The 19,177-nt window shown below is 73.5% G+C and carries 17 protein-coding genes and 1 pseudogene; 9 read left to right on the top strand and 9 right to left on the bottom strand.

The features are described 5' to 3' along the window. Together AC068Z_RS38340 and AC068Z_RS38335 are read right to left on the bottom strand one after the other, a co-directional pair. Nucleotides 1–644: FMN-binding protein (locus AC068Z_RS38340; RefSeq protein WP_478566972.1), on the bottom strand; the 644-nt coding region annotated here is incomplete at its 3' end. 10 nt (nt 645–654) lie between these two features. Beyond that, nucleotides 655–1,995, bottom strand: coding sequence for a ferredoxin reductase family protein (locus AC068Z_RS38335; protein WP_478566969.1), 1,341 nt, complete (start codon nt 1,993–1,995; stop codon nt 655–657). A gap of 160 nt (nt 1,996–2,155) precedes the next feature. Between AC068Z_RS38335 and AC068Z_RS38330 the strand changes: the two genes are divergently transcribed. From AC068Z_RS38330 to AC068Z_RS38320, 3 genes are read left to right on the top strand one after another with little or no spacing between them, the layout of a single operon-like run. After that, nucleotides 2,156–2,845: a response regulator transcription factor gene (locus AC068Z_RS38330; protein ID WP_478567140.1), complete on the top strand. Its 690-nt coding sequence runs from the start codon at nt 2,156–2,158 to the stop codon at nt 2,843–2,845. Beyond that, the gene (locus AC068Z_RS38325; protein WP_478566966.1) at nt 2,842–4,302 is read left to right on the top strand and encodes a sensor histidine kinase; all 1,461 of its coding nucleotides are present in this window, start codon (nt 2,842–2,844) and stop codon (nt 4,300–4,302) included. The genes AC068Z_RS38330 and AC068Z_RS38325 overlap by 4 nt, the downstream gene beginning before the upstream one ends. Before the next feature lie 53 nt (nt 4,303–4,355). After that, the gene (locus AC068Z_RS38320) at nt 4,356–5,345 is read left to right on the top strand and encodes an NAD-dependent epimerase/dehydratase family protein (RefSeq protein ID WP_478566963.1); all 990 of its coding nucleotides are present in this window, start codon (nt 4,356–4,358) and stop codon (nt 5,343–5,345) included. 4 nt (nt 5,346–5,349) lie between these two features. On the opposite strand, the gene AC068Z_RS38315 is transcribed toward AC068Z_RS38320, so the two are convergent. Both AC068Z_RS38315 and AC068Z_RS38310 read right to left on the bottom strand, forming a co-directional pair. After that, the gene (locus tag AC068Z_RS38315; RefSeq protein WP_478566960.1) at nt 5,350–6,462 is read right to left on the bottom strand and encodes a sensor histidine kinase; all 1,113 of its coding nucleotides are present in this window, start codon (nt 6,460–6,462) and stop codon (nt 5,350–5,352) included. Continuing rightward, entirely contained in the window at nt 6,459–7,301 is an 843-nt protein-coding gene (locus AC068Z_RS38310) for a response regulator transcription factor (RefSeq protein ID WP_478566957.1), read from the bottom strand. The genes AC068Z_RS38315 and AC068Z_RS38310 overlap by 4 nt, the downstream gene beginning before the upstream one ends. 103 nt (nt 7,302–7,404) lie before the next feature. Between AC068Z_RS38310 and AC068Z_RS38305 the strand changes: the two genes are divergently transcribed. The 3 genes and pseudogenes from AC068Z_RS38305 to AC068Z_RS38295 form a co-directional block, all read left to right on the top strand. Further along, nucleotides 7,405–8,112, top strand: coding sequence for a glycosyltransferase family 2 protein (locus AC068Z_RS38305; protein ID WP_478566954.1), 708 nt, complete (start codon nt 7,405–7,407; stop codon nt 8,110–8,112). Then, nucleotides 8,109–8,729, top strand: a complete 621-nt coding sequence (locus tag AC068Z_RS38300; protein WP_478566951.1) for a TIGR04282 family arsenosugar biosynthesis glycosyltransferase — start codon at nt 8,109–8,111, stop codon at nt 8,727–8,729. Before AC068Z_RS38305 ends, AC068Z_RS38300 begins: the two co-directional genes overlap by 4 nt. Then, nucleotides 8,726–9,163 (top strand): annotated as a pseudogene (locus tag AC068Z_RS38295) (methyltransferase domain-containing protein); the annotation flags it as partial. The gene AC068Z_RS38300 and the pseudogene AC068Z_RS38295, both read left to right, overlap by 4 nt. A gap of 179 nt (nt 9,164–9,342) precedes the next feature. Here AC068Z_RS38295 and AC068Z_RS38290 read toward each other — a convergent pair. Both AC068Z_RS38290 and AC068Z_RS38285 read right to left on the bottom strand, forming a co-directional pair. Further along, the gene (locus AC068Z_RS38290; RefSeq protein ID WP_478566949.1) at nt 9,343–9,786 is read right to left on the bottom strand and encodes a hypothetical protein; all 444 of its coding nucleotides are present in this window, start codon (nt 9,784–9,786) and stop codon (nt 9,343–9,345) included. Further along, nucleotides 9,786–11,027, bottom strand: coding sequence for a molybdopterin-dependent oxidoreductase (locus AC068Z_RS38285; RefSeq protein WP_478566946.1), 1,242 nt, complete (start codon nt 11,025–11,027; stop codon nt 9,786–9,788). The genes AC068Z_RS38290 and AC068Z_RS38285 overlap by 1 nt, the downstream gene beginning before the upstream one ends. A 137-nt stretch (nt 11,028–11,164) precedes the next feature. Between AC068Z_RS38285 and AC068Z_RS38280 the strand changes: the two genes are divergently transcribed. After that, complete coding sequence (locus AC068Z_RS38280; protein WP_478567138.1) at nt 11,165–12,517, top strand: hypothetical protein; 1,353 nt, start codon at nt 11,165–11,167, stop codon at nt 12,515–12,517. Nucleotides 12,518–12,531: 14 nt separating this feature from the next. On the opposite strand, the gene AC068Z_RS38275 is transcribed toward AC068Z_RS38280, so the two are convergent. Next, entirely contained in the window at nt 12,532–15,216 is a 2,685-nt protein-coding gene (locus AC068Z_RS38275; protein ID WP_478566943.1) for a SpoIIE family protein phosphatase, read from the bottom strand. 199 nt (nt 15,217–15,415) lie between these two features. Here AC068Z_RS38275 and AC068Z_RS38270 point away from each other — a divergent pair, with 199 nt between their 5' ends. Beyond that, nucleotides 15,416–16,174 carry a DUF4142 domain-containing protein gene (locus tag AC068Z_RS38270; RefSeq protein ID WP_478566940.1) on the top strand — a complete coding sequence of 253 codons (759 nt, stop codon included), beginning with the start codon at nt 15,416–15,418 and terminating at the stop codon, nt 16,172–16,174. A gap of 7 nt (nt 16,175–16,181) precedes the next feature. Here the strand turns inward: AC068Z_RS38270 and AC068Z_RS38265 are convergent, their stop codons facing one another. Both AC068Z_RS38265 and AC068Z_RS38260 read right to left on the bottom strand, forming a co-directional pair. Next, the gene (locus AC068Z_RS38265; protein WP_478567136.1) at nt 16,182–17,237 is read right to left on the bottom strand and encodes a PucR family transcriptional regulator; all 1,056 of its coding nucleotides are present in this window, start codon (nt 17,235–17,237) and stop codon (nt 16,182–16,184) included. 143 nt (nt 17,238–17,380) lie between these two features. Then, complete coding sequence (locus AC068Z_RS38260) at nt 17,381–17,962, bottom strand: Rv1733c family protein (RefSeq protein ID WP_478566937.1); 582 nt, start codon at nt 17,960–17,962, stop codon at nt 17,381–17,383. Between the two features lie 255 nt (nt 17,963–18,217). Between AC068Z_RS38260 and AC068Z_RS38255 the strand changes: the two genes are divergently transcribed. Further along, nucleotides 18,218–19,009 (top strand): SAM-dependent methyltransferase, encoded by a 792-nt coding sequence (locus AC068Z_RS38255; protein ID WP_478567133.1) that lies wholly within the window; start codon nt 18,218–18,220, stop codon nt 19,007–19,009. Nucleotides 19,010–19,177 lie beyond the last annotated feature (168 nt).

The following is a 19,177-nucleotide window of genomic DNA, read 5'->3' as shown; positions in this document are numbered from 1 at the left end:
GTGATCGTGGCCCCGGACACCGTGTCGATGTCCGCGCTCTGCGCCGCCAGCGTCTCCTCGATCAGCTTCGGCACGGCGGCGGTCGTCTGCGGATGATTCGGCTGCTGGAGCATCCGCACCGAGGCGATCTCATCGCCCTCGAAGGTCACCTCCACCTGCACGGGGCCCTTCTCCGTGTTCACGGTGGATCCGGCGACGGCCTCGGAGGCGGCTTCGGTGGGCGAGGGCGACGCCGACGCGGCCGCCCCCTTCTCGTCGATCGCGGCCTGCAGCGACTCTTTGTAGCCCTCGCTCGTGATCGTGGCCCCGGACACCGTGTCGATGTCCGCGCTCTGCGCCGCCAGCGTCTCCTCGATCAGCTTCGGCACGGCGGCGGTCGTCTGCGGATGATTGGGCTGCTGGAGCATCCGCACCGAGGCGATCTCATCGCCCTCGTACGTCAGCTCCACCTGCACGGGGCCCTTCTCCGTGTTCACCACCGTGCCCTCGACGACCAGGGCGGAGGAACCGGACGACGAGGTCGCCGAAGGGGCGGGGGCCGCGGCCTCGGCCGTGGCGGACGAGGTGTCCGTCGACGGCTCGTAGCGCCACAGCGGGACCAGACCGACGGCGGTCAGGACCAGGACGGGTATGGCTCGCTTCACGGTGTCCCTCTCATCCCGCCAGGCTGAAACGCTCGAAGTGGACCTGCGGCTTGGGCACGTTCAGCTCGCGCAGACTGCCCAGGACCGCGGTCATCATCGCGGGCGGTCCGCACAGGAAGACGTCCCGGTCCGCGATGTCCGGCACCAGCCTGACCAGTTCGGCGGGCGCCAGCTTGTCCGGGTGGACGGGCCCGGTCACCAGGTGCAGCTCGGCGCCCTTGGCGAGGGCCAGTTCGCGCAGCTCGTCGTAGAGGACGGCGTCGCGGTCCGCGGCGACCCGGTAGATGGCGACCGCGTGTCCGTGCAGTTCCTCCAGCAGCGCCCGGATGGGCGTGACGCCGACGCCGCCGGCGATGAGGACGGCCTCGGGGCGGGTGCGGTGCAGGGCGGTGAAGGCGCCGTAGGGGCCCTCGGCGAAGACCCGGGTGCCGGGCTTCAGATGGCGCAGGCCCGCGCTGCCGTCGCCGGCCGCCTTGGCGGTGAGCCGGAGCGTGCGGCCGTCGGGGGCGGCGGAGAGCGAGAAGGGGTTCGCCTGCCACCAGCGGTCCTTCGTCAGGAACCGCCACAGGAAGAACTGTCCGGCGCGGGCGGGCAGCCGGTCCAGGTCGCGTCCGGTGATGTAGACCGAGACCACGTCGTCGGACTCGGGGACGACCGCCGAGACGCGCAGCCGGTGGCGCCGGTTGCGCCACAGGGGCAGGACGGCACGGCCCACCAGCACCGAGCCGAGGGCGACGCCCCACAGGGCGTACCAGTACGTCGTGGCCGCCGACGAGGCCGTGAAGGTCGTACCGACCGCGACCTGGTGGGTGAAGGCCAGCACCACGGCGAGGTAGGTGTAGAGGTGGATGAAGTGCCACGTCTCGTAGGCGAGCCGGCGCCGGGCATAGCGGCCGGAGACCGCGCCGACCACGAGGATGATCACCAGCGCGGCGACGGCCCGCAGCACGCCCTCGACGGTCTCGGCGAGGTCGACCAGCTGGCTGACCGGGTCGAGACCGGAGGAGTCGGCGTAGCCGAAGGTGATGAAGACGGCGTGCGCGAGCAGCGTCCACAGGATGCCGAAGCCGATCCAGCGGTGCCAGGACGTGAGCCGGTCCATGCCGATCCGGCGGTCCAGCCACGGCAGCCGGGCCACCAGCAGCAGCTGGAACGCCATGAGCAGAGCGCCGTAGAGCCCGGCGAGGCGGCCGAGGACGAGCAGCGCGTTGGAGGCGCCGAAGCCCGCGTCGACGAAGAAGTAGGTCACCACGGCCACGTTCACGGCCAGCACGGCGTACAGGCCGGTGCGGGCCACCACCCTGGGGCGTATCGCCGTGGGGGGCGTGGGGGGTGATTGGACGGTCGTCACGGGCGGCAGCTCCTCATGGGGGTTTCAGGGGCCGGGGTACCGAGCTTGGCCGGGTGAAGCTGTCGATCACCTGTCGTACGTCTTTCAAGTGGTTATCGATGTGACAGGGGACGCACGACGGGGCTGTGGTGCGGAGGGCCGGGTGAAGCAGTATGAGCGGGTGGAAAAAGTACGACTCCTCGTCGTGGACGACGATCCGCCGATCGCCGACCTCGTCGCGACGGTCGCCCGCTACGAGGGCTGGGAAGCGGTCACCGCGAACTCCGGTGAGGAGGCGCTGCGCCGTGCCGCCGAGTTCCGTCCGGACATCGTCGTGCTCGACCTGATGCTGCCGGACGTGGACGGCTTCGGTGTGCTGGACCGGCTGCGCCGCTCCGGGACGATGGTGCCGGTGGTGTTCCTCACCGCCCGCGACGGCGTCGCCGACCGGGTGGCGGGGCTGACCCGGGGCGGCGACGACTACCTGGTCAAGCCGTTCGCGGTGGAGGAGCTGATGGCCCGGCTGCGGACCGTGCTGCGGCGCAGCGCCGGGCCCGGCTTCCAGCGCTCGGTGCTGCGGGTCGGCGACCTGACCATGGACGAGGACACCCGCGAGGTCCGCCGCGGCGAGAAGCTGCTCACGCTCACCCCGACCGAGTACGAGGTGCTGCGCTACCTCATGCGCAAGTCGCCGACCGTGCAGACCAAGGCGCAGATCCTCGACCACGTCTGGGAGTACGGCTTCGGCGGCCGCTCCAACGTCGTCGAGCTGGTCGTCAGCCGGCTGCGCCGCAAGCTCGACGACACCGGGCCGCCGATGATCCACACGGTGCGGGGCTTCGGGTACGTCGTGCGGCAGGCCGCGGAGTGATCGGGCGGCTGCGCGGGTCGTACGGCGGACTGCGGCTCGGCACCCGGCTCGCGCTGGGGGTCGGGGCGCTGGCCCTGGTGGTGTTCGCGGTGGTCGGCACCGCGCTGACGACGTACATGCGCGACTATCTCTCGGCCCAGCTCGACACCCAGCTGGCGCAGGCCCAGGTCGCCCAGTCCAAGAGCATCGCGGACCACGGGACACTGTCCGGGAAGAAGTACTACCGCTGGTACTACGCCGTGTACGACGTCTCGGCCGGCGCCCCCGAACTGCGCAGGCCCGAGGTGGCCACCGATCTGCCCGAGGACGTCGACGAGTTCACCACCGTCGCCGAGGAGCGGGTCGCCACCGGCGCGGAGGTGCTGCGCACCGAGGACCTCAAGGGCGAGGGCCGGTACCGGCTGCGGGCATGCGAGGTGGAGCCCGGGGTGGTCCTGGTCAGCGCCGCGCCGATGGACGACATCGACGACACCGTGGGGCAGCTGATCACCATCCAGGCGGTCACCTTCGGACTGGCCCTGCTGGCGCTGGTGGTGGCGGGACGGTCCCTGCTGCGGCGCGGTCTGCAGCCACTGAGCGACATGGCGCACACCGCGCGCGGCATCACCTCGCACGACCTGACGGACTCGGCGCGGCTGCCGGTACGGCATGCCGCGCGCGGCGGCGGGCCCGAGGTGGAGGAGCTGCGGACCGCGTTCAACACGATGCTGGAACACATCGACGAGTCCCTCGCGGTGCGCACGGAGGCGGAGCAGCGACTGCGCCGCTTCGTCGCCGACGCCTCGCACGAACTGCGCACCCCGCTGATGTCCGTGCGCGGCTACGCGGACCTCTTCCAGTACGCCGCCGCCAACGCCCCCGAGGAACGCGACAAGCACCTGGCCCGGCTGCGCGCCGAGGCGGCCCGCATGGGCTTCCTGCTGGACGACCTGCTGCTGCTGGCCCGCCTGGACGCGGCGGAGGTGGAGACCCCCTTGCGCCCTCGCGAGACGGACCTGGTGGAACTGGTGGCGGAGGCCGCGGACGCCTTCCGCGCGAGCCACCCGGACCATCCGCTGACCCGGCCTCCCGGCCCGTCGACGCTGCCCGCCCGCGTGGACCCGCAGCGCGTCCGCCAGGTCCTGGACAACCTCCTCACCAACGCGGCCGTGCACACCCCGCCGGGCACGGAGGTCTCGGTCACGGTGTCGGTCGCCCAGGACACGGCCCGCATCCGGGTCGCCGACGCCGGCCCCGGCATACCGGCGGCCGACCGCGCCCGCGTCTTCGACCGCTTCTACCGCGTCGACAAGGCCCGCAGCCGCGACCGCGGCGGCAGCGGCCTGGGCCTGGCCGTGGCGACCTCGCTGATCCGCGCCCACGGCGGCACGATCGACCTGACGAGCGAACCGGGCTCGACGGTCTTCACGGTGACGCTCCCGTCGGCCTCGGACCGGGCGGACCTTACGGACCCGTGACATGCCGGGTGGCGGGGCGCCGGAAACCCCGGTCGCCGTCCTAGCGTGGGGCCATGCGTGTACTGGTCACCGGCGGTGCCGGGTTCATCGGGTCGCAGGTCGTGCGGGTGCTGGCGGAGCGGGGGCACGAGCCGGTGGTGTACGACGTCCGCGCCGATCCGGAGTCGGACGTACGGGATCCGGACGCCGTCCGGCGGGCGCTCGCCGGGGTCGACGCGGTCTGCCATCAGGCGGCGATGGTCGGGCTGGGCACCGGCTTCGGGGACGCGGCGGAGTACGTGTCCCGCAACGACCTCGGTACGGCCGTCCTGCTCACGGCCATGGCGGACCTGGGCGTCCGGCGGCTCGTGCTGGCCGGGTCGATGGTGGTGTACGGCGAGGGGCGGTACACCTGCGTGCGGCACGGTGTCGTACGGCCGGGGCCGCGGGCAGTCGCCGATCTGGACGCCGGGCGGTTCGAGCCGCGCTGCCCGGAGTGCGGGGAGGAACTGGCGCCCGGGCTCGTCGGCGAGGACGCCCCGGCCGACCCGCGGAACGTGTACGCCACGACCAAGCTCGCGCAGGAGCATCTGGCGGCGGCCTGGGCACGCGTGACGGACGGTCAGGCGGTGTCCCTGCGCTATCACAACGTGTACGGCCCGGGCATGCCCCGGAACACCCCGTACGCCGGGGTCGCCTCCTTCTTCCGGTCCGCGCTCGCCCGTGGCGAGGCCCCCCGGGTCTTCGAGGACGGCCGTCAGCGGCGGGACTTCGTGCACGTACGGGATGTGGCGGCGGCCAACCTGGCGGCGCTGGAGGCCGGTTCGCCCGCGGGCGCGCTCGTCGCCTGCAACACCGGCAGCGGGGAGCCGCACACCGTCGGCGAGATGGCCCGCGCCCTGGCGAGCGCGTACGGCGGCCCCGAGCCGGTGGTGACCGGGGAGTACCGGCTCGGCGACGTACGCCACATCACCGCCGACTCCGCCCGGCTGCGGGACGGGCTGGGGTGGAAGCCGGAGGTCGGATTCGAGGACGGGATGCGGGAGTTCGCGCGGACCGAGTGACGCCTCAGCCCTCCGCCGCCGGCAGCGTCACCTCGAAACGGCAGCCCCCGGGGATGTTCCGTACCGTGGCTCTGCCCCGGTGGGCCTCCACGATGCCCCGGACGATCGCCAGGCCGAGTCCCGCCCCGGCGGGCGGGGTCCGCGCGTCCGTGCCCCGCCACCCGGTGTCGAAGACGCGCGGCAGGTCCTCCTCGGGAATCCCGCCGCAGCCGTCCGTCACCGACAGCACGACACCCGCGCCGTCGCGCTCGGCGGCGACCGCGACCGTCCCGTCGGACGGCGTCCGCCGGATCGCGTTGACCAGGAGGTTGCCGAGCACCCGGCTCATCTCCTTGCCGTCCACCTCGACCGGCACCGGGTCCACCATGTCGCCGATCAGCCGCACCCCGTGCTCCCGCGCCAGCGGATCCGCGCCGGCCAGCGCGTCGCCGACCAAGTCGTACAACGAGACCCGGGTGGGGCTCAGGGCCAGCGCGCCCGCGTGGATGCGGGACAGTTCGAAGAGGTCGCCGACCATGGCGTTCAGGCGCTCCACCTCGGTGCGGATCTGCTTCAGATAGCGGTCCGGGTCGGCGGCGACCCCGTCCTCCAGGGCCTCGGACATCGCCCGCAGCCCGGCCAGCGGGGTGCGCAGGTCGTGGGAGATCCAGGCGACGAGTTCCCGGCGCGAGGTCTCCAGGGCGCGTTCCCGCTCCCGGGACTCGGCGAGCCGGGCGCTGGTGGCCTCCAACTCGCGGCTCAGGTCGGCCAGTTCGGCCGCCGCTGGGCCGTCGGGGGAGGTGAAGGCGCCGCCGTCGCCGAAGGAGCGGGCGGCGAGCGCGAGGGCGCGGCTGCGGGCGACCACCCAGCGGCCCAGCAGGTGGGCGGTGGCGAGGGAGACCACGGCGGCCATGGCGACGACCAGCGTGACGACCTTCAGGTCGTGCTCGGACAGGAACATGGCCTGAGCGACGACGAGGGTGCCCGCGAGCATCGCGGTCACGGCGACGGCGGCGACCGCGGTCAGGTGCACGGCGAGCGACCGCCGCCGGATCAGCCGGAGGACACCCGCCCCGACGAGACCGGCCGCGGCGGCGCCGAGGAAGGCGCACAGGGCGATGAGGAGCGTGTCGTTCACGGTCGGCCGCCCTCCGTCGCGCCGGGGCCGTCGGAGCCGGGGCCGGAGCCGTCGGAGCCAGTGCCGGAGCCGTCAAAGCCGGAGCCGTCAGGGTCGGAGCCGGAGCCGTCAGGGCCGGAGCCGGAGCCGGAGCCGTCAGGGCCGGAGCCGGAGCCGGAGCCGTCGAAGCGGTAGCCGACGCCCCAGACCGTCTGGATCAGCCGCGGCCGGGCCGGGTCGTCCTCGACCTTGCCGCGCAGCCGCCGCACATGGACCGTCACCGTCGACAGGTCGCCGAAGTCCCAGCCCCAGACCTCGCGCATCAGATCCTCCCGGCCGAACACCCGGCCCGGGTGCCGCACGAAGTAGGTGAGCAGGTCGAACTCGCGGATGGTGAGGGCGAGTTCGGTGCCGTCCTTGACCGCGCGGCGGGCGACCGGGTCGACCGAAAGACCCCCGGCGCGCAGCGGTCCCGAGGGCTGCGCGGGGCGGGACCGGCGCAGGACGGACTCGACGCGCAGCACCAGTTCGCGGGGGCTGAAGGGCTTGGTGACGTAGTCGTCGGCGCCCACCTCCAGACCCAGGATGCGGTCGTCCTCGTCGCCGCGGGCGGTGAGCATGATGACCGGCACGGGTCCGCGTCCGCGCATCCGGCGGCACACCTCGAGGCCGTCCATGCCGGGGAGCATCAGGTCCAGGACGACGAGGTCCGGCCAGTGCTCGGCGGCCCGGGCGAGGGCGTCCGGGCCGTCACCCGCGCGGTCGACGACGTATCCGGCCCGGTCCAGGTACCCGGAGACGACCTCGGCGACGGTCGGGTCGTCGTCGACGACGAGGACCCGGGGCTGCTGCTGTTCCATGCCGCCAGCCTCGCACCACGCGCGCGCGGACGGGCCCCTCCCCTGTTGACGTCCTTGTTTCGTAAGCAGTCGAGGCCCGATATGCCCTTTTTGCACTCGTAGGGTGAACGCTGTGACGACCTCTTCCGCCGCAGAACCGCACCCGCCGTCCGTCGACGTCGTACTCCCCTGTCTCGACGAGGCCGAGGCCCTGCCCTGGGTGCTGGAGCGCATCCCGCCCGGCTGGCGCGCGCTCGTCGTCGACAACGGCTCCACGGACGGCTCGGCCGGGATCGCCCGCGCGCTCGGCGCGACGGTGGTGCGTGAGGAGCGGCGCGGTTTCGGCGCCGCCTGCCACGCGGGCCTGTCGGCGGCCACCGCCGACATCGTCTGCTTCTGCGACTGCGACGCCTCCCTGGACCCCGCTGACCTGGTCCCGTTCGTGGACCGGGTCCGCACGGGCGACTCCGACCTGGTGCTCGGCCGCCGCCGTCCGCAGGGCCGCGGCGCCTTCCCGGCGCACGCCCGCGCCGGGAACCTCGCGCTCTCCGTCCTGCTGCGCCGCCGCACGGGCCTGCGCCTGCACGACCTCGGCCCGCTGCGGGCCGCCCGCCGCGAGGGGCTGCTGTCGCTCGGTCTCACGGACCGGCGCAGCGGCTATCCGCTCCAGATGGTCGTGCGCGCGGCGGACGAGGGCTGGCGGATCTCCGAGTACGACGTCCCCTACCGCCCGCGCACGGGTGCCTCGAAGGTCACCGGCACCTGGCGCGGGACGTGGCAGGCGGTACGGGACATGAGCCGCGTGCTGTCGGACCGGGAGGCCCACGCATGACGGCAGCTGTCACGCTCCTGGTCATCGCCAAGGAGCCGCGGCCGGGCCGGGTCAAGACCCGTCTGACGCCTCCCTTCACCCCCGAGGAGGCGGCGGCACTGGCGGCGGCCTCGCTCGCGGACACGCTGGACGTCGTGGCCGCCACGCCCGCGCGACGCCGGGTCCTGGTCCTGGACGGGACACCCGGCCCCTGGCTCCCACCGGGGTTCGATGTCGTACCGCAGAGCGCGGGCGGCCTCGACGAACGTCTGGCCGCGGCCTTCGGCGCCTGCGACGGGCCCGCGCTCCTGATCGGCATGGACACCCCCCAGGTGACCCCGCCCCTCCTCACGGTGGACCTCACGACCTGCGACGCCTGCTTCGGCCCGGCGGAGGACGGCGGCTTCTGGGCCCTGGGCCTCGCCGACCCGGACCCCGCGCTGCTGCGGGGCGTGCCGATGTCGACCCCGTACACGGGCGCCGCCCAGCGGGACCGGCTCGCGGGTCTGCGGGTGCGGGACCTTCCGGTGCTGCGGGACGTGGACACCGCGGCCGACGCGCGCGCGGTGGCGGAGCAGGCGCCCGGCGGGCGGTTCGCCACTCTGCTGGAGCAACTCACCGCGGTGGGCCGCCGATGACCCCCGGCACCCGGACCCCGCCCACGCCCACGTGGTCGGCCGACCCCTACACCCACGCCCTGCGCACCGGCCGCGGGCCCTTGTTCCTGCGCAGGGCCGACGGCCGGCTGCTCCCCCTGGACATAGAGCGCTGGTGCGGGCGGGCGGACGCGGCGGACATGGAGGTGCTCCGGCACTGCGAGGGCGCCGTCCTGGACGTGGGCTGCGGCCCGGGACGCCTGGTGGCGGCCCTCGGTGAGCAGGGCCGCCCCGCCCTCGGCATCGACGTCAGCGCCGCCGCCGTGGCCCGCACCCAGCACCTGGGCGCCCCCGCCCTGCACCGCTCCGTCTTCGACCCGCTCCCCGGCGAGGGCCGCTGGGGCACCGCCCTGCTCATCGACGGCAACGTCGGCATCGGCGGCGATCCCGGCGCGCTCCTCGCCCGGATGGCCCGGATCCTGTGCCCCGGCGGCCTGTTGATCGTGGAGACCGTGCCGGGGCTCGACCTGGACGAGAGGACCCTGGTGCATGTCACGGACGCCCGGGGCGCCGAGGGGACCCCGTTCCCGTGGGCCCGCCTCGGCACCCCCGCCCTGCTGCGGCACGCGGGCCGGGCCGGCTGGCGTGCCGTGGGTCAGTGGACGGCCGGCGGCCGCTCCTTCGCCGCCCTGCGCAACCGCAGCGCGAACAGCACCGCCGACGCCCCGAACAGCACGGCCGTCACCAGCAGCCAGCGGGCGAGGAAGCCGTCCGGGGACAGTCCGGTCACGGAGCTGTAGCGCTCCGACACCCGGCCGGCGATCAGTGGGAACCACACGAGCAGCAACAGCAGCGACAGGCCGGCGGGGACCCGGACGTACATGACATGCCGGCCCGCCGCCGTCCCGAGCGCCCGGTCCGCCGCCGCGTACAGCGGCAGCAGCACCAGGTCGTGCACGAGGGCCGCGCCCACGAACCACAGCGCGATCTGAAGCCAGTCGTCCCCGTCCAGCAGCCGCACCCCCGCGTATCCGGCGAGCGCGAACGAGCAGGCCAGCAGCAGGATCTGGAACGGACTTCCCCACGGGATCCGGCGCATCACAGGTCTCCGAACGTCAGCCGGGCCACCCATTTGGTGTTGAGCACCCCGGGCGCCGCGGGCACGATGACCCGGGCCGGGTGGCCGTGGTCGGGGGACAGCTCCTCGCCGTTGACGAACAGGGCGAGCAGGGAACGCGGGTCGGCGGCCTGGTTGGCCCGCAGGGCGGCGCTGCGGAAGGCGCCGCGCCGCTGCAGGGACTCCACGAACACGTCGGGCGGATCGTCGTACCCGACGAGCGCGGCGAGGTCGCGCAGCCGTACGCCACGCCACCACTGGTCGGAGGTCGACCAGCCCTCGACGCAGGCGATGGGCAACGCGGCGTTGTGCAGGGGCATGCGCAGCAGGTCCGCGCGGCTGAGCCGGACGGTCCCGGTGCGGCCGGTGACCACCAGCCGCCAGGCCTCGTCCGAGGTCTCCGCCGGACGGATCCCCGCGTAGGCGGCCGTCTTGTTGATCTGGAAGCCGTTCGGCCCGTCGCCCGGGTCGGCGGGGCCGTGCGGGGCGAGGACGGCCGTCCAGCGCAGGCCGTCGAAGTTCTGTCCGACGCTCGTCGCGAACAGCAGCAGCGAGCCGCCCCCGACGAACCACAGCGCCCCGCGCCGCGAGACGGTCGGCTCGGCCGGCGCGGTGGGGACGAGGTCGTTCCGTTCCTCCCTCATCCGCCGCAGATTGCGCAGCACCGTCGGCGTCTTCAGCACGACGTGCGCGACGAACGCGGCGAAGAACACCCAGGCGCCGTAGAAGTGCAGCGGGTAGAAGGAGCCCGGGAAGAGGTAGTCGAGCTGGACGTTCAGCACGCCCGTCACGAACTCGAACAGCGCCCCGCCGACCAGGAGCAGCAGCGAGATCCGTTCCAGGGCGTGGGCCAGTGACCGGGCGGGCGGCAGCGTGAAGAGCCGCGGCACGACCGACCAGAGCTTGGCCAGCAGCACCGGGATCAGGGTGAGGCCGAGGGTGACGTGGACGCCCTGGTTGAGCCGGTACAGCCAGTGCGGATCGGTCGGCCAGGAGAAGAGGTAGAAGCCGAGGATCCCCTTGTCCGGGGTCTTGTCGTTCACCGGCGACAGATCCGGGTTGTAGGCGGCGTACGACACCAGGCCCGTCACGAACAGCACCGTGATCCCGCCGAGCAGGACCACGCCGAGCACCGAGGTGAGCCAGGGGCCGCGCAGGGGGCTGCGCCAGAAGCCGGGCGAGAAGGGAGACCGTTCCAGGGCCCGTGCCGGAGTCCGTTTCATGCCCCGACCGTAGGCCGCGGGCACCCCCTCGAAGGGCTCACGAACCATGACGAATCTCTGACGTCCACGCCTGTCAGCCGTCCGGTCGAGGCCGGCCGCCCTAGCGTGCAGAGGTGACCCGCGCACCCTCACCCGACCTGCCCCGTGACACCTCCCGCGATCTGCCCGGCACCCCTTCCCGAGACCTGCTCCGCGACCTGTACGCCGCCACGGCCGCCGCCCTGCTCTTCGCGACCGCCGCCCTGGTCGGCACCGCGGTCGAGCACCGCGACGGCACTCTGTTCGTCAACTGGCCGCCGCTGCTGGCGGACTGGGGCCCGCACGTCGGCCCCGGCACGGCGGCGGCGATCGTCGTCGCGGTCGCGGTGGTGGCGTACGGCCCGCCCCTCGCCGCCCGTCTGCCCTGGCGCGGGCTGCTGCTCGTCGTGTGGGGCGCGGGCACGGCCTGGACCTTCTCGCTCGCCCTGGTCGACGGCTGGCAGCGCGGCATCGCCCGCCGGCTGACGACCCGGTACGAGTACCTCCAGGTCATCGACCGCTTCCACGACATCCCGGCCACCCTGCGGGACTTCACGAACCACATCCTGATCGGCTCCCCCGACCACTGGCCCGCGCACATCGCGGGCCATCCTCCGGCGGCCACCCTCACCTTCGTCCACCTGGACCGGATCGGTCTGGGCGGCGGGGCCTGGGCGGGTGTGTGGTGCATCGTCACCGGCGCCACGGCGGCCCTCGCGATCCTCGTCACCGTCCGCACCCTGGCCGACGAGAGGCTCGCCCGCCGGGCCGCGCCGTTCCTGGTGCTGGCGCCGGGCGCGGTGTGGCTGGGCGCCTCGGCCGACGCCTGGTTCGCGGCGGTGGCCACCTGGGCGGTGGCACTGCTGGCACTCGCGGTCACGGGCCACCGACCGCGCCGGACCGGCCTCGCCTCAGGTCTCCTGTTCGGCCTGACGGTCTATCTGTCGTACGGCCTGACGCTCTACGTCGTCCTCGCGGCGGCGGTGCTGTTCCTGGGCTCGCGGCGGGTGCGGCCACTGCTGTTCGCGTCCGTCGGGTTCCTGGTGGTCCCGATCGTCTTCACCGCGCTCGGTTTCTCCTGGTGGGAGGCGTACGACCTGCTGGTCACCCGTTACCACCAAGGCGCCGGAGGCACCCGGCCGCAGGCCTACTGGGTGTGGGCCAACCTCGCCTGCCAGGTGCTCGTGGTGGGCCTCGCCTCGGCGGCGGGACTGCGGCGGGCCGGGGTGGCGCTGCTGCGCCGGGAGAGCACGCCGGAGTTCCGGCTCGGGGTGCTGGTGTTCGCCGGTCTGCTGGCGATGCTCGTCGCCGATCTGTCCGGGATGAGCAAGGCGGAGACGGAACGGATCTGGCTGCCGTTCGCGCTGTGGCTGCTGCCGTCGTGCGCGCTCCTGACCGGCCCGCGGGCCTGGCTCGCCGTACAGGCCGTGCTGGCACTGCTCGTCAACCACCTGCTGTGGACGGGGTGGTGACTGCTGGCGAGGTCTCACGGCAGGGGCTGTTCGGTCCAGATGACCTTGCCGTGCGGGGTGTAGCGGGTGCCCCAGCGCTCGGTGAGCTGGGCGACGAGGAACAGGCCGCGGCCGCCCTCGTCCTCGCTGCGGGCCCGGCGCAGCCTCGGCGAGGTGCCGCTGCCGTCGGAGACCTCGCAGATCAGCGCGCGGTCGCGGAGCAGGCGCAGCTGGACGGGGCCGGTGGCGTGCCGGATGGCGTTGGTGACCAGCTCGCTCGCGACGAGTTCCGTGGTGAACGCCAGCTCCTCCAAGCCCCAGACGGCGAGCTGCTCGGTGACCGCGGCCCGCGTGCGGGAGACGACCGCCGGGTCGCTCGGCAGGTCCCACTGGGCGACCCGGTCGGGTCCGAGGACATGGGTGCGGGCGACCAGCAGGGCCACGTCGTCGCTGGGCCGGGCCGGGAGCAGGGCGTCGAGGACGGCCTCGCAGGTGTCCTCGGGGGCGCGGCCGGGACGGGTGAGGACGTCGCGGAGCCGGTCGAGGCCGGTGTCGATGTCCCGGTGCCGGTCCTCGACGAGCCCGTCGGTGTAGAGCACGAGCTGGCTGCCCTCGGCGAGTTCGACCTCCGCCGTCTCGAAGGGCATCCCGCCGAGGCCGAGCGGCGGCCCCGAGGGCAGGTCGACGAACTCCACCGAGCCGTCGGGGGCGACGACGGCGGGCAGCGGGTGCCCGGCGCGGGTGAGGGTGCAGCGCCGGGACACCGGGTCGTAGACGGCGAACAGGCAGGTGGCGCCGATGCCGCCGGTCTCGGCGGGGGCGCTCGCCTCGTCCCAGCCCTCGCTCCGGTCGAGGCGGCCCACCAGGTCGTCGAGGTGGGTGAGGAGATCGTCCGGGGCCAGGTCGAGGGAGCAGAAGTTGTGCACGGCGGTGCGCAGCCGGCCCATCGTCGCGGCGGCGTGCAGCCCGTGCCCGACGACATCGCCGACGACCAGGGCGACCCGGGCGCCGGAGAGCGGGATGACGTCGAACCAGTCGCCGCCCACCTCGGCCTGGGCGGGCAGATACCGGTAGGCGACCTCGACGGCGTTCTGCTCGGGCCGGCCCCGGGGCAGCAGGCTGCGCTGGAGGGTGAGGGCGGTGTTGTGCTCGCGGGTGAAGCGGCGGGCGTTGTCTATGCACATCGCGGCGCGTCCGCCGAGTTCCTGGGCGAGGGAGAGGTCGTCCTCCTCGAAGGGCGTGGGGTTGCCGCAGCGGTAGAAGCTGACCACGCCGAGGGTGGCGCCGCGCGCCCGCAGCGGCACGGTGATCAGGGAGTGCGTCCCGGCGGCGAGCACCCGTTCCAGCCGTACCGGATCCTGCGCGAACCAGCCGCTCGCCTCGGACAGGACCGGTTCCAGCACGGCCCGGCCGCTCTCCAGGCTGCGGGCCTGGGGAGTGGAGGCGAGGTAGGCGAAGCCGTCGCCGACGTGGTAGAGCCGCGGCTCGTCGTTGCGGCTGCGCAGGGCGACGCGGCGCAGCGGCACGTCCGCCCCGAGCCGGTCCGGCTCCTCGCCGCTCAGTACGGCGTCGGGCAGGTCCAGGGCGGTGAAGTCGGCGAACCGGGGGACGGTGACCTCGGCCAGTTCCTCGGCGGTGCGGGTGACGTCGAGGGTGGCGCCGATCCGGGCCCCGGCCTCGTGCAGCAACTCCAGCCGCTGGCGCGCCAGTACGGCCAGCCGGCCGACCCCGGGCTCCCCGACCAGCACCACCCGTCCGTCGCCTCCGTCGGCGGGGGCGACGGCGAGGGGCGGGACCACGGGTACCGGTGGGGGCGGGGGTGCCGGCGGGGTGAGGGACACGGTGTCGCCGAGCACCCTCGCCTCGACGACGACGCCGTTCTCCCCGGCCGCGCCCACGACCTTGCGGCGCAGCAGGCTGGCGACCCGCCCTCCCGTCAGGGTCACCTCGTCCAGCGTGCGGTGGGGCGAGGCGAGCAGGGCCTCGGCCCGCTCGCGCAGCACCGCGAGGTCGATACGGTCGAGCCCGGCGCCGCCGTCCGGCACCGGGCCCCTCGGGTGACCGGCCCGTCGGTAAGCCGCGAGCAGCGCTCGCTCCCGCTCGGTGGCCTGGCCCAGCAGCCGGGCCTCGATGGCCTGGGCGGCCTCCCGGACCAGCCGGAGCATGACCGGGTCGCCGTCGTCGCGCAGACAGGTCAGGTCCAGCACCGCCTCGATCCGCCCGCTGAGCGGGTCCCGGACGGGGGCGCCGACGCAGGCGAAGGGCTGCAGGCAGTCGGCGAAGTGTTCCCGGCCGATGATCTGGACGGGCCCGCGCTCGACCAGCGAGGTGCCCACGCCGTTGGTGCCGGCCGACTGCTCCGAGGCGTCGAAGCCGGGGGCGAAGCTGACCGCGTCGAGCCGGGCGAGCAGGCGCCGGCCGCCGCCGAGCCGCTGGACCATCCGCCCCTGCCCGTCACAGAGCGCGATAGTCGTGCCGAGGTCGGTGAGGGTGTCGGCGAGCTTGCGCAGAACCGGTTCGGCGGCGCGCAGGAACCGCTCGTCGAGCGCCACGTCGGGCTCGTACGGGATGAACAGCCGGTGCGGCTGGAGCCCCGCGGATCGGCAGCGCTTCCAGGAGGCCAGCACGGCGTCCCGGACGTCCGAGTCGACGTGGACTCCGGCGAGGAAGCGTTGATGGGCATCGACGAGTCCGCCGATGTCGTCCCAGGCAACGGACAAAAGCCTCACTTCCCTCGAGCGCTTTCACCCTAGACCCTTTGTGACCCACATCACAACACACCGTGAAGGGGCCGAAGCGCTGGGCGAGTGTGACGCAGGACACGCCCGACGGAGGAGAGATTTTGCCCGTCACGATGATTGTTCCGCCCGACACGCCCGTATCTCCTGTTGTCCGAGCCGTTCGCCTACAGGAGGTCCGATGCGCATCTCGCGCAGCACGGCGGGAACCGTCTTCGTCGGCGGCGCCCTGGTGCTCACTCTCTCCGCCCTCGCGTACCCCGCGATGCTCGGGGTGGAGAACACCTCGTCCGACACGTCCCGCATCATCGCCAACACCCAGTGGGGCCCCCTCACCGAGGCGGACCGGGACTTCGTGGTGAAGGTACGGGCGGCGGGGCTGTGGGAGTACCCGCTGGGCGAGATGGCGCTGGAGCGTGGCACCACCACGGAGATGAAGGAAGTGGGCAAGCACCTGCTCGTCGGCCACTCCGGACTCGACGCGCTGTGCCGCAAGATCGCGCCCGACCTCGGCATCACCCTGCCGAACCAGCCGAGCCCGCAGCAGCAGCAGTTCGTGGCGACCGCGGACTCCAAGACCGGCAAGGAGTTCGACTCCACCGCGGTCACGATCATGCGGGTCGCCCACGGCCGGATCTTCCCGGCCGTCGCCAGCATCCGGGCCAACACGCAGAACTCGCTGGTGCGGCAGTTGGCGGACCTGACCAACGACACGGTCCTGGACCACATCACCGTGCTGGAGAAGACGGGCCTGGTCAACTACGAACAGGTCAACTTCCAGCAGACCTCGTCACCGAAGCTGCCCAACGAACAGCTCACCCCGCCCCCGCCGCAGCCCGGCTCCCCGGTCCTGGTCCTCAAGCCCCGCCCGGACCTGAACCTCAACACCGCGAACCCGACGCCGACCCCGGCCCCGAGCCCGAGCGGAACCGTCGGGTGAGCGGTGCTCACAGGGGCTTGGCCGGCCAGTCCAGCAGTCGGGCCCCGATCACCGCGGTCTGCAGGGTGTAGCGCTGCACCGGGTCGGCCGGGTCCGCACCGGTGAGCTGGCGGACCCGCTCCAGGCGGTAGGTGAGGGCGCGGACGCTGAGGGACAGCCGGCGGGCCGCCTCGGCGGCCACACAGCCGGAGTCGAAGTAGGCGGCGAGGGTGTCCAGCAGCGGCCGCGCGCCTCCACGGGCCTGCCGCAGCGGGCCGAGGACGCTGGCCACCAGGTCCGCCATCGCCTGCCGGTCCCGGGTGAGCACGGGGTAGACGAGCAGGTCGGCGGCGTGCAGCACCGGTTCGGTGAGCTCCAGGCGCTCGGCGAGGTCCAGCGCGTTCAGCGCCTCCTCGTAGGACTGGACGACGCCCACCGGTCCGGGGTGGGCGCGGCCGATCGCCACCTGGCCGCCGTCGGTGGCGGCATGGGCGTGCTTGGCGAAGTGGGTGAGCACCTCGGCCTGGTTGCCGGGGGCGATGCAGACCATCCGGCCGTCCTTGGTGGTCAGCAGGATGCTGCGGTCCCCGAACCGGCCGATCAGCGCGCGTTCCACCTCGCGCGGGACGGGGTCGCCGTCGTCGTAGCCGGTCCGCCCGCGGGCCACCGCGACCGCGTGGGCGTGCGAGAGCCGCAGCCCGTACCGCTCCGCGCGCTGCGCCAGCCGGCCGAGGTCGCTGCGGCCGTACAGCAGATCGTCCACGAACTCCCGGCGCGCGGCCTCCTCCTGGCGTACGGCGTCCCGCTGGGCCCGTTCGTAGCCCTCGCCGAAGGCGTCCAGGGCCTGAGCCAGGGCGGCGAGCACGGCGTCGGCGGAGTTCCCGGTCGGCCAGTACGCGCGGGTTTCGGCCAGGTGCGCGGCGACCATGGCGCGCAGTCCCAGCCCGGCCTCGGCGGCCCGTTCGCCCAGGCCCCGGCGGGAGTCGAGCTCGGCGCGGGTGAGCCGGCGGCCCGTCGCGGAGGCGTCGGCGAGGATGCCGGGGAAGCCGTCCAGGTACTCCACGAACACGTCCGGCCCCGCCATCCCTGGTACCCCGCTCTCCGCCGCGCCGTGCACCGGGCTGACCGACATCGTTTCCCCGCGTTGTTTCTGACGCCTTTCTAACGCATGGGGCGGGGCCGCGTTAAGCAGGACGACGGGGGCGGACCACACGTCCCGCACCGCGCTCAGCCGGTCTTCCAGCCGTTGCGGGTGTCGATCCGTTCCCACTCCAGGGCCCACTGCTCCAGCCGCCGCCGCTCCATGAACTGCCGGACGGCCCAGACCGAGCCGAGGACGAGACCGGCGGTGCACAGCGCCGCCAGCGTGCCGCCGGAGACGGCGTGCAGCCGGATCTCGCCGCCGCTCAGGGGCTCGGCCGTGACCTGGCCATGGCCGTCGGTCCAGACCCGGACCGTGGCCCCGGCCTTGGTCCTCGGGGCAACGCGCGCGTCGTCGGTGTGGGTCTGCCCGTCGGGGCCGGTCCAGCGCACCGTGGCCCACACCCGGTAGTCGGCCGGGACCCGGGCGGGCACCTTGTCGTCCGCGTTCTCCACCAGCACCGCCGACACCTGCCGGCTGCGCGACCGCTGCTCCTCGGCGGACCGCTCCACCACGCCGACCGCGACGAGGCCCGCCAGCGCCCCGCCCACCAGCGCCAGCACCCAGCCGCAGAGCACCAGCCAGGCCTCGACCAGGTCGCAGCGCCGCCTCAGCGGGCTGCGCCGCCACCGCCACATCCGTATCCGCTCGCACCGTGCCTCGTCCATCGGCCGACACCCCCTGGAGAGCACCGACAGCACATTCCCAGTGTGCGCCCGACCGGCCGACAGCGCGCTGGGGGGCGTCTGCGCCCGTGCCGGGACCGCGATCGAGGTGGCCGAAAATCGACTGTCCGCGGGGCTTCAACCGCCCAAGCCGCGTACGGCGAAAGTCAGTTCGCCTAAGTTGGGCTCCACCTGATCAACGAAGCCACCGCAGGAGGCCGCACCGTGTCGGACGTCGATCCCCAGATCCGCGCGTCGATGGAGATACGCGCCCGCATCGACACGACGAAGCCGCACTCCGCGCGCTTCTGGAACTACTTCGTCGGCGGCAAGGACAACTACGAGGTCGACCGGGAGATCGGCGACGAGATCAAGGAGATCTTCCCGGGCCTGGTCGACGTGGCCGTCACCAGCCGGCACTTCCTGGGGCGTGCCGTGCGCCATCTGGCCGGGGAGCAGGGCATCCGCCAGTTCCTGGACATCGGCACCGGGCTGCCCACCGCCGACAACACCCACGAGGTGGCCCAGCGCGTCGCCCCGGACGCGCGGATCGTGTACGTCGACAACGACCCGATCGTGCTGGCCCACGCCAACGCCCTGCTCACCAGCACCCCCGAGGGCCGCACGGCGTATCTGGACGCCAACCTGTACGACCCGAAGGCCGTGCTGGAGGCCGCCGCGGAGACCCTCGACCTCTCGCAGCCGGTCGCCCTGATGATCCTCAACACCCTGGGCCATGTCGCCGACCACGCGCAGGCCCGCGACCTGGTGCGGCAGCTCATGGCGGGCCTGCCCGCCGGCAGCTACCTGGTGATCAGCGACAGCACGGCCACCAGCGAGGGCATGATCGCCGCCTCGGAGGCGTACAACGCGAGCGGCGCGGTGCCGTACTACGTGCGCAGCGTGGGGGAGATCGGCGCCTTCTTCGACGGCCTGGAGCTGGTGGACCCGGGCGTCGTCCAGGTCACGAAGTGGCGGCCGGAGGAGACCGGCGCCCAGACCGCCGAGGTCGCCGTCGACGCGTACTGCGGAGTGGGCCGCAAGGTCTGACATCACAGCCGGAGGGGCCGTCCCACAGGCGCGGGGCGGCCCCTTCAGGACATGATCACCGGTGTCGCACGGGACGCCGCCGCGGGGGCGCGGCGCGCGTCCTGTTCCGTTTCTTCGGTGAAGCGTCGGTTTCAGGACTCCGCGACGTCATGTCGGGCGGGCACCTTT

The sequence above is a fragment of the Streptomyces sp. NPDC043726 genome (assembly GCF_056436565.1).
The sequence above is the reverse complement of the archived record's forward strand: the minus strand, read 5'-3'. Positions and strand labels throughout refer to the sequence as shown.

Coding starts and splice junctions, on each gene's coding strand:
- AC068Z_RS38320 (WP_478566963.1), top strand. CDS start 4,356: ATGCGTGTACTGGTCACCGGCGGTGCCGGGTTCATCGGGTCGCAGGTC.
- AC068Z_RS38270 (WP_478566940.1), top strand. CDS start 15,416: ATGCGCATCTCGCGCAGCACGGCGGGAACCGTCTTCGTCGGCGGCGCC.
- AC068Z_RS38300 (WP_478566951.1), top strand. CDS start 8,109: ATGACGGCAGCTGTCACGCTCCTGGTCATCGCCAAGGAGCCGCGGCCG.
- AC068Z_RS38265 (WP_478567136.1), bottom strand. CDS start 17,237: ATGGCGGGGCCGGACGTGTTCGTGGAGTACCTGGACGGCTTCCCCGGC.
- AC068Z_RS38290 (WP_478566949.1), bottom strand. CDS start 9,786: ATGCGCCGGATCCCGTGGGGAAGTCCGTTCCAGATCCTGCTGCTGGCC.
- AC068Z_RS38255 (WP_478567133.1), top strand. CDS start 18,218: ATGGAGATACGCGCCCGCATCGACACGACGAAGCCGCACTCCGCGCGC.
- AC068Z_RS38260 (WP_478566937.1), bottom strand. CDS start 17,962: ATGGACGAGGCACGGTGCGAGCGGATACGGATGTGGCGGTGGCGGCGC.
- AC068Z_RS38310 (WP_478566957.1), bottom strand. CDS start 7,301: ATGGAACAGCAGCAGCCCCGGGTCCTCGTCGTCGACGACGACCCGACC.
- AC068Z_RS38285 (WP_478566946.1), bottom strand. CDS start 11,027: ATGAAACGGACTCCGGCACGGGCCCTGGAACGGTCTCCCTTCTCGCCC.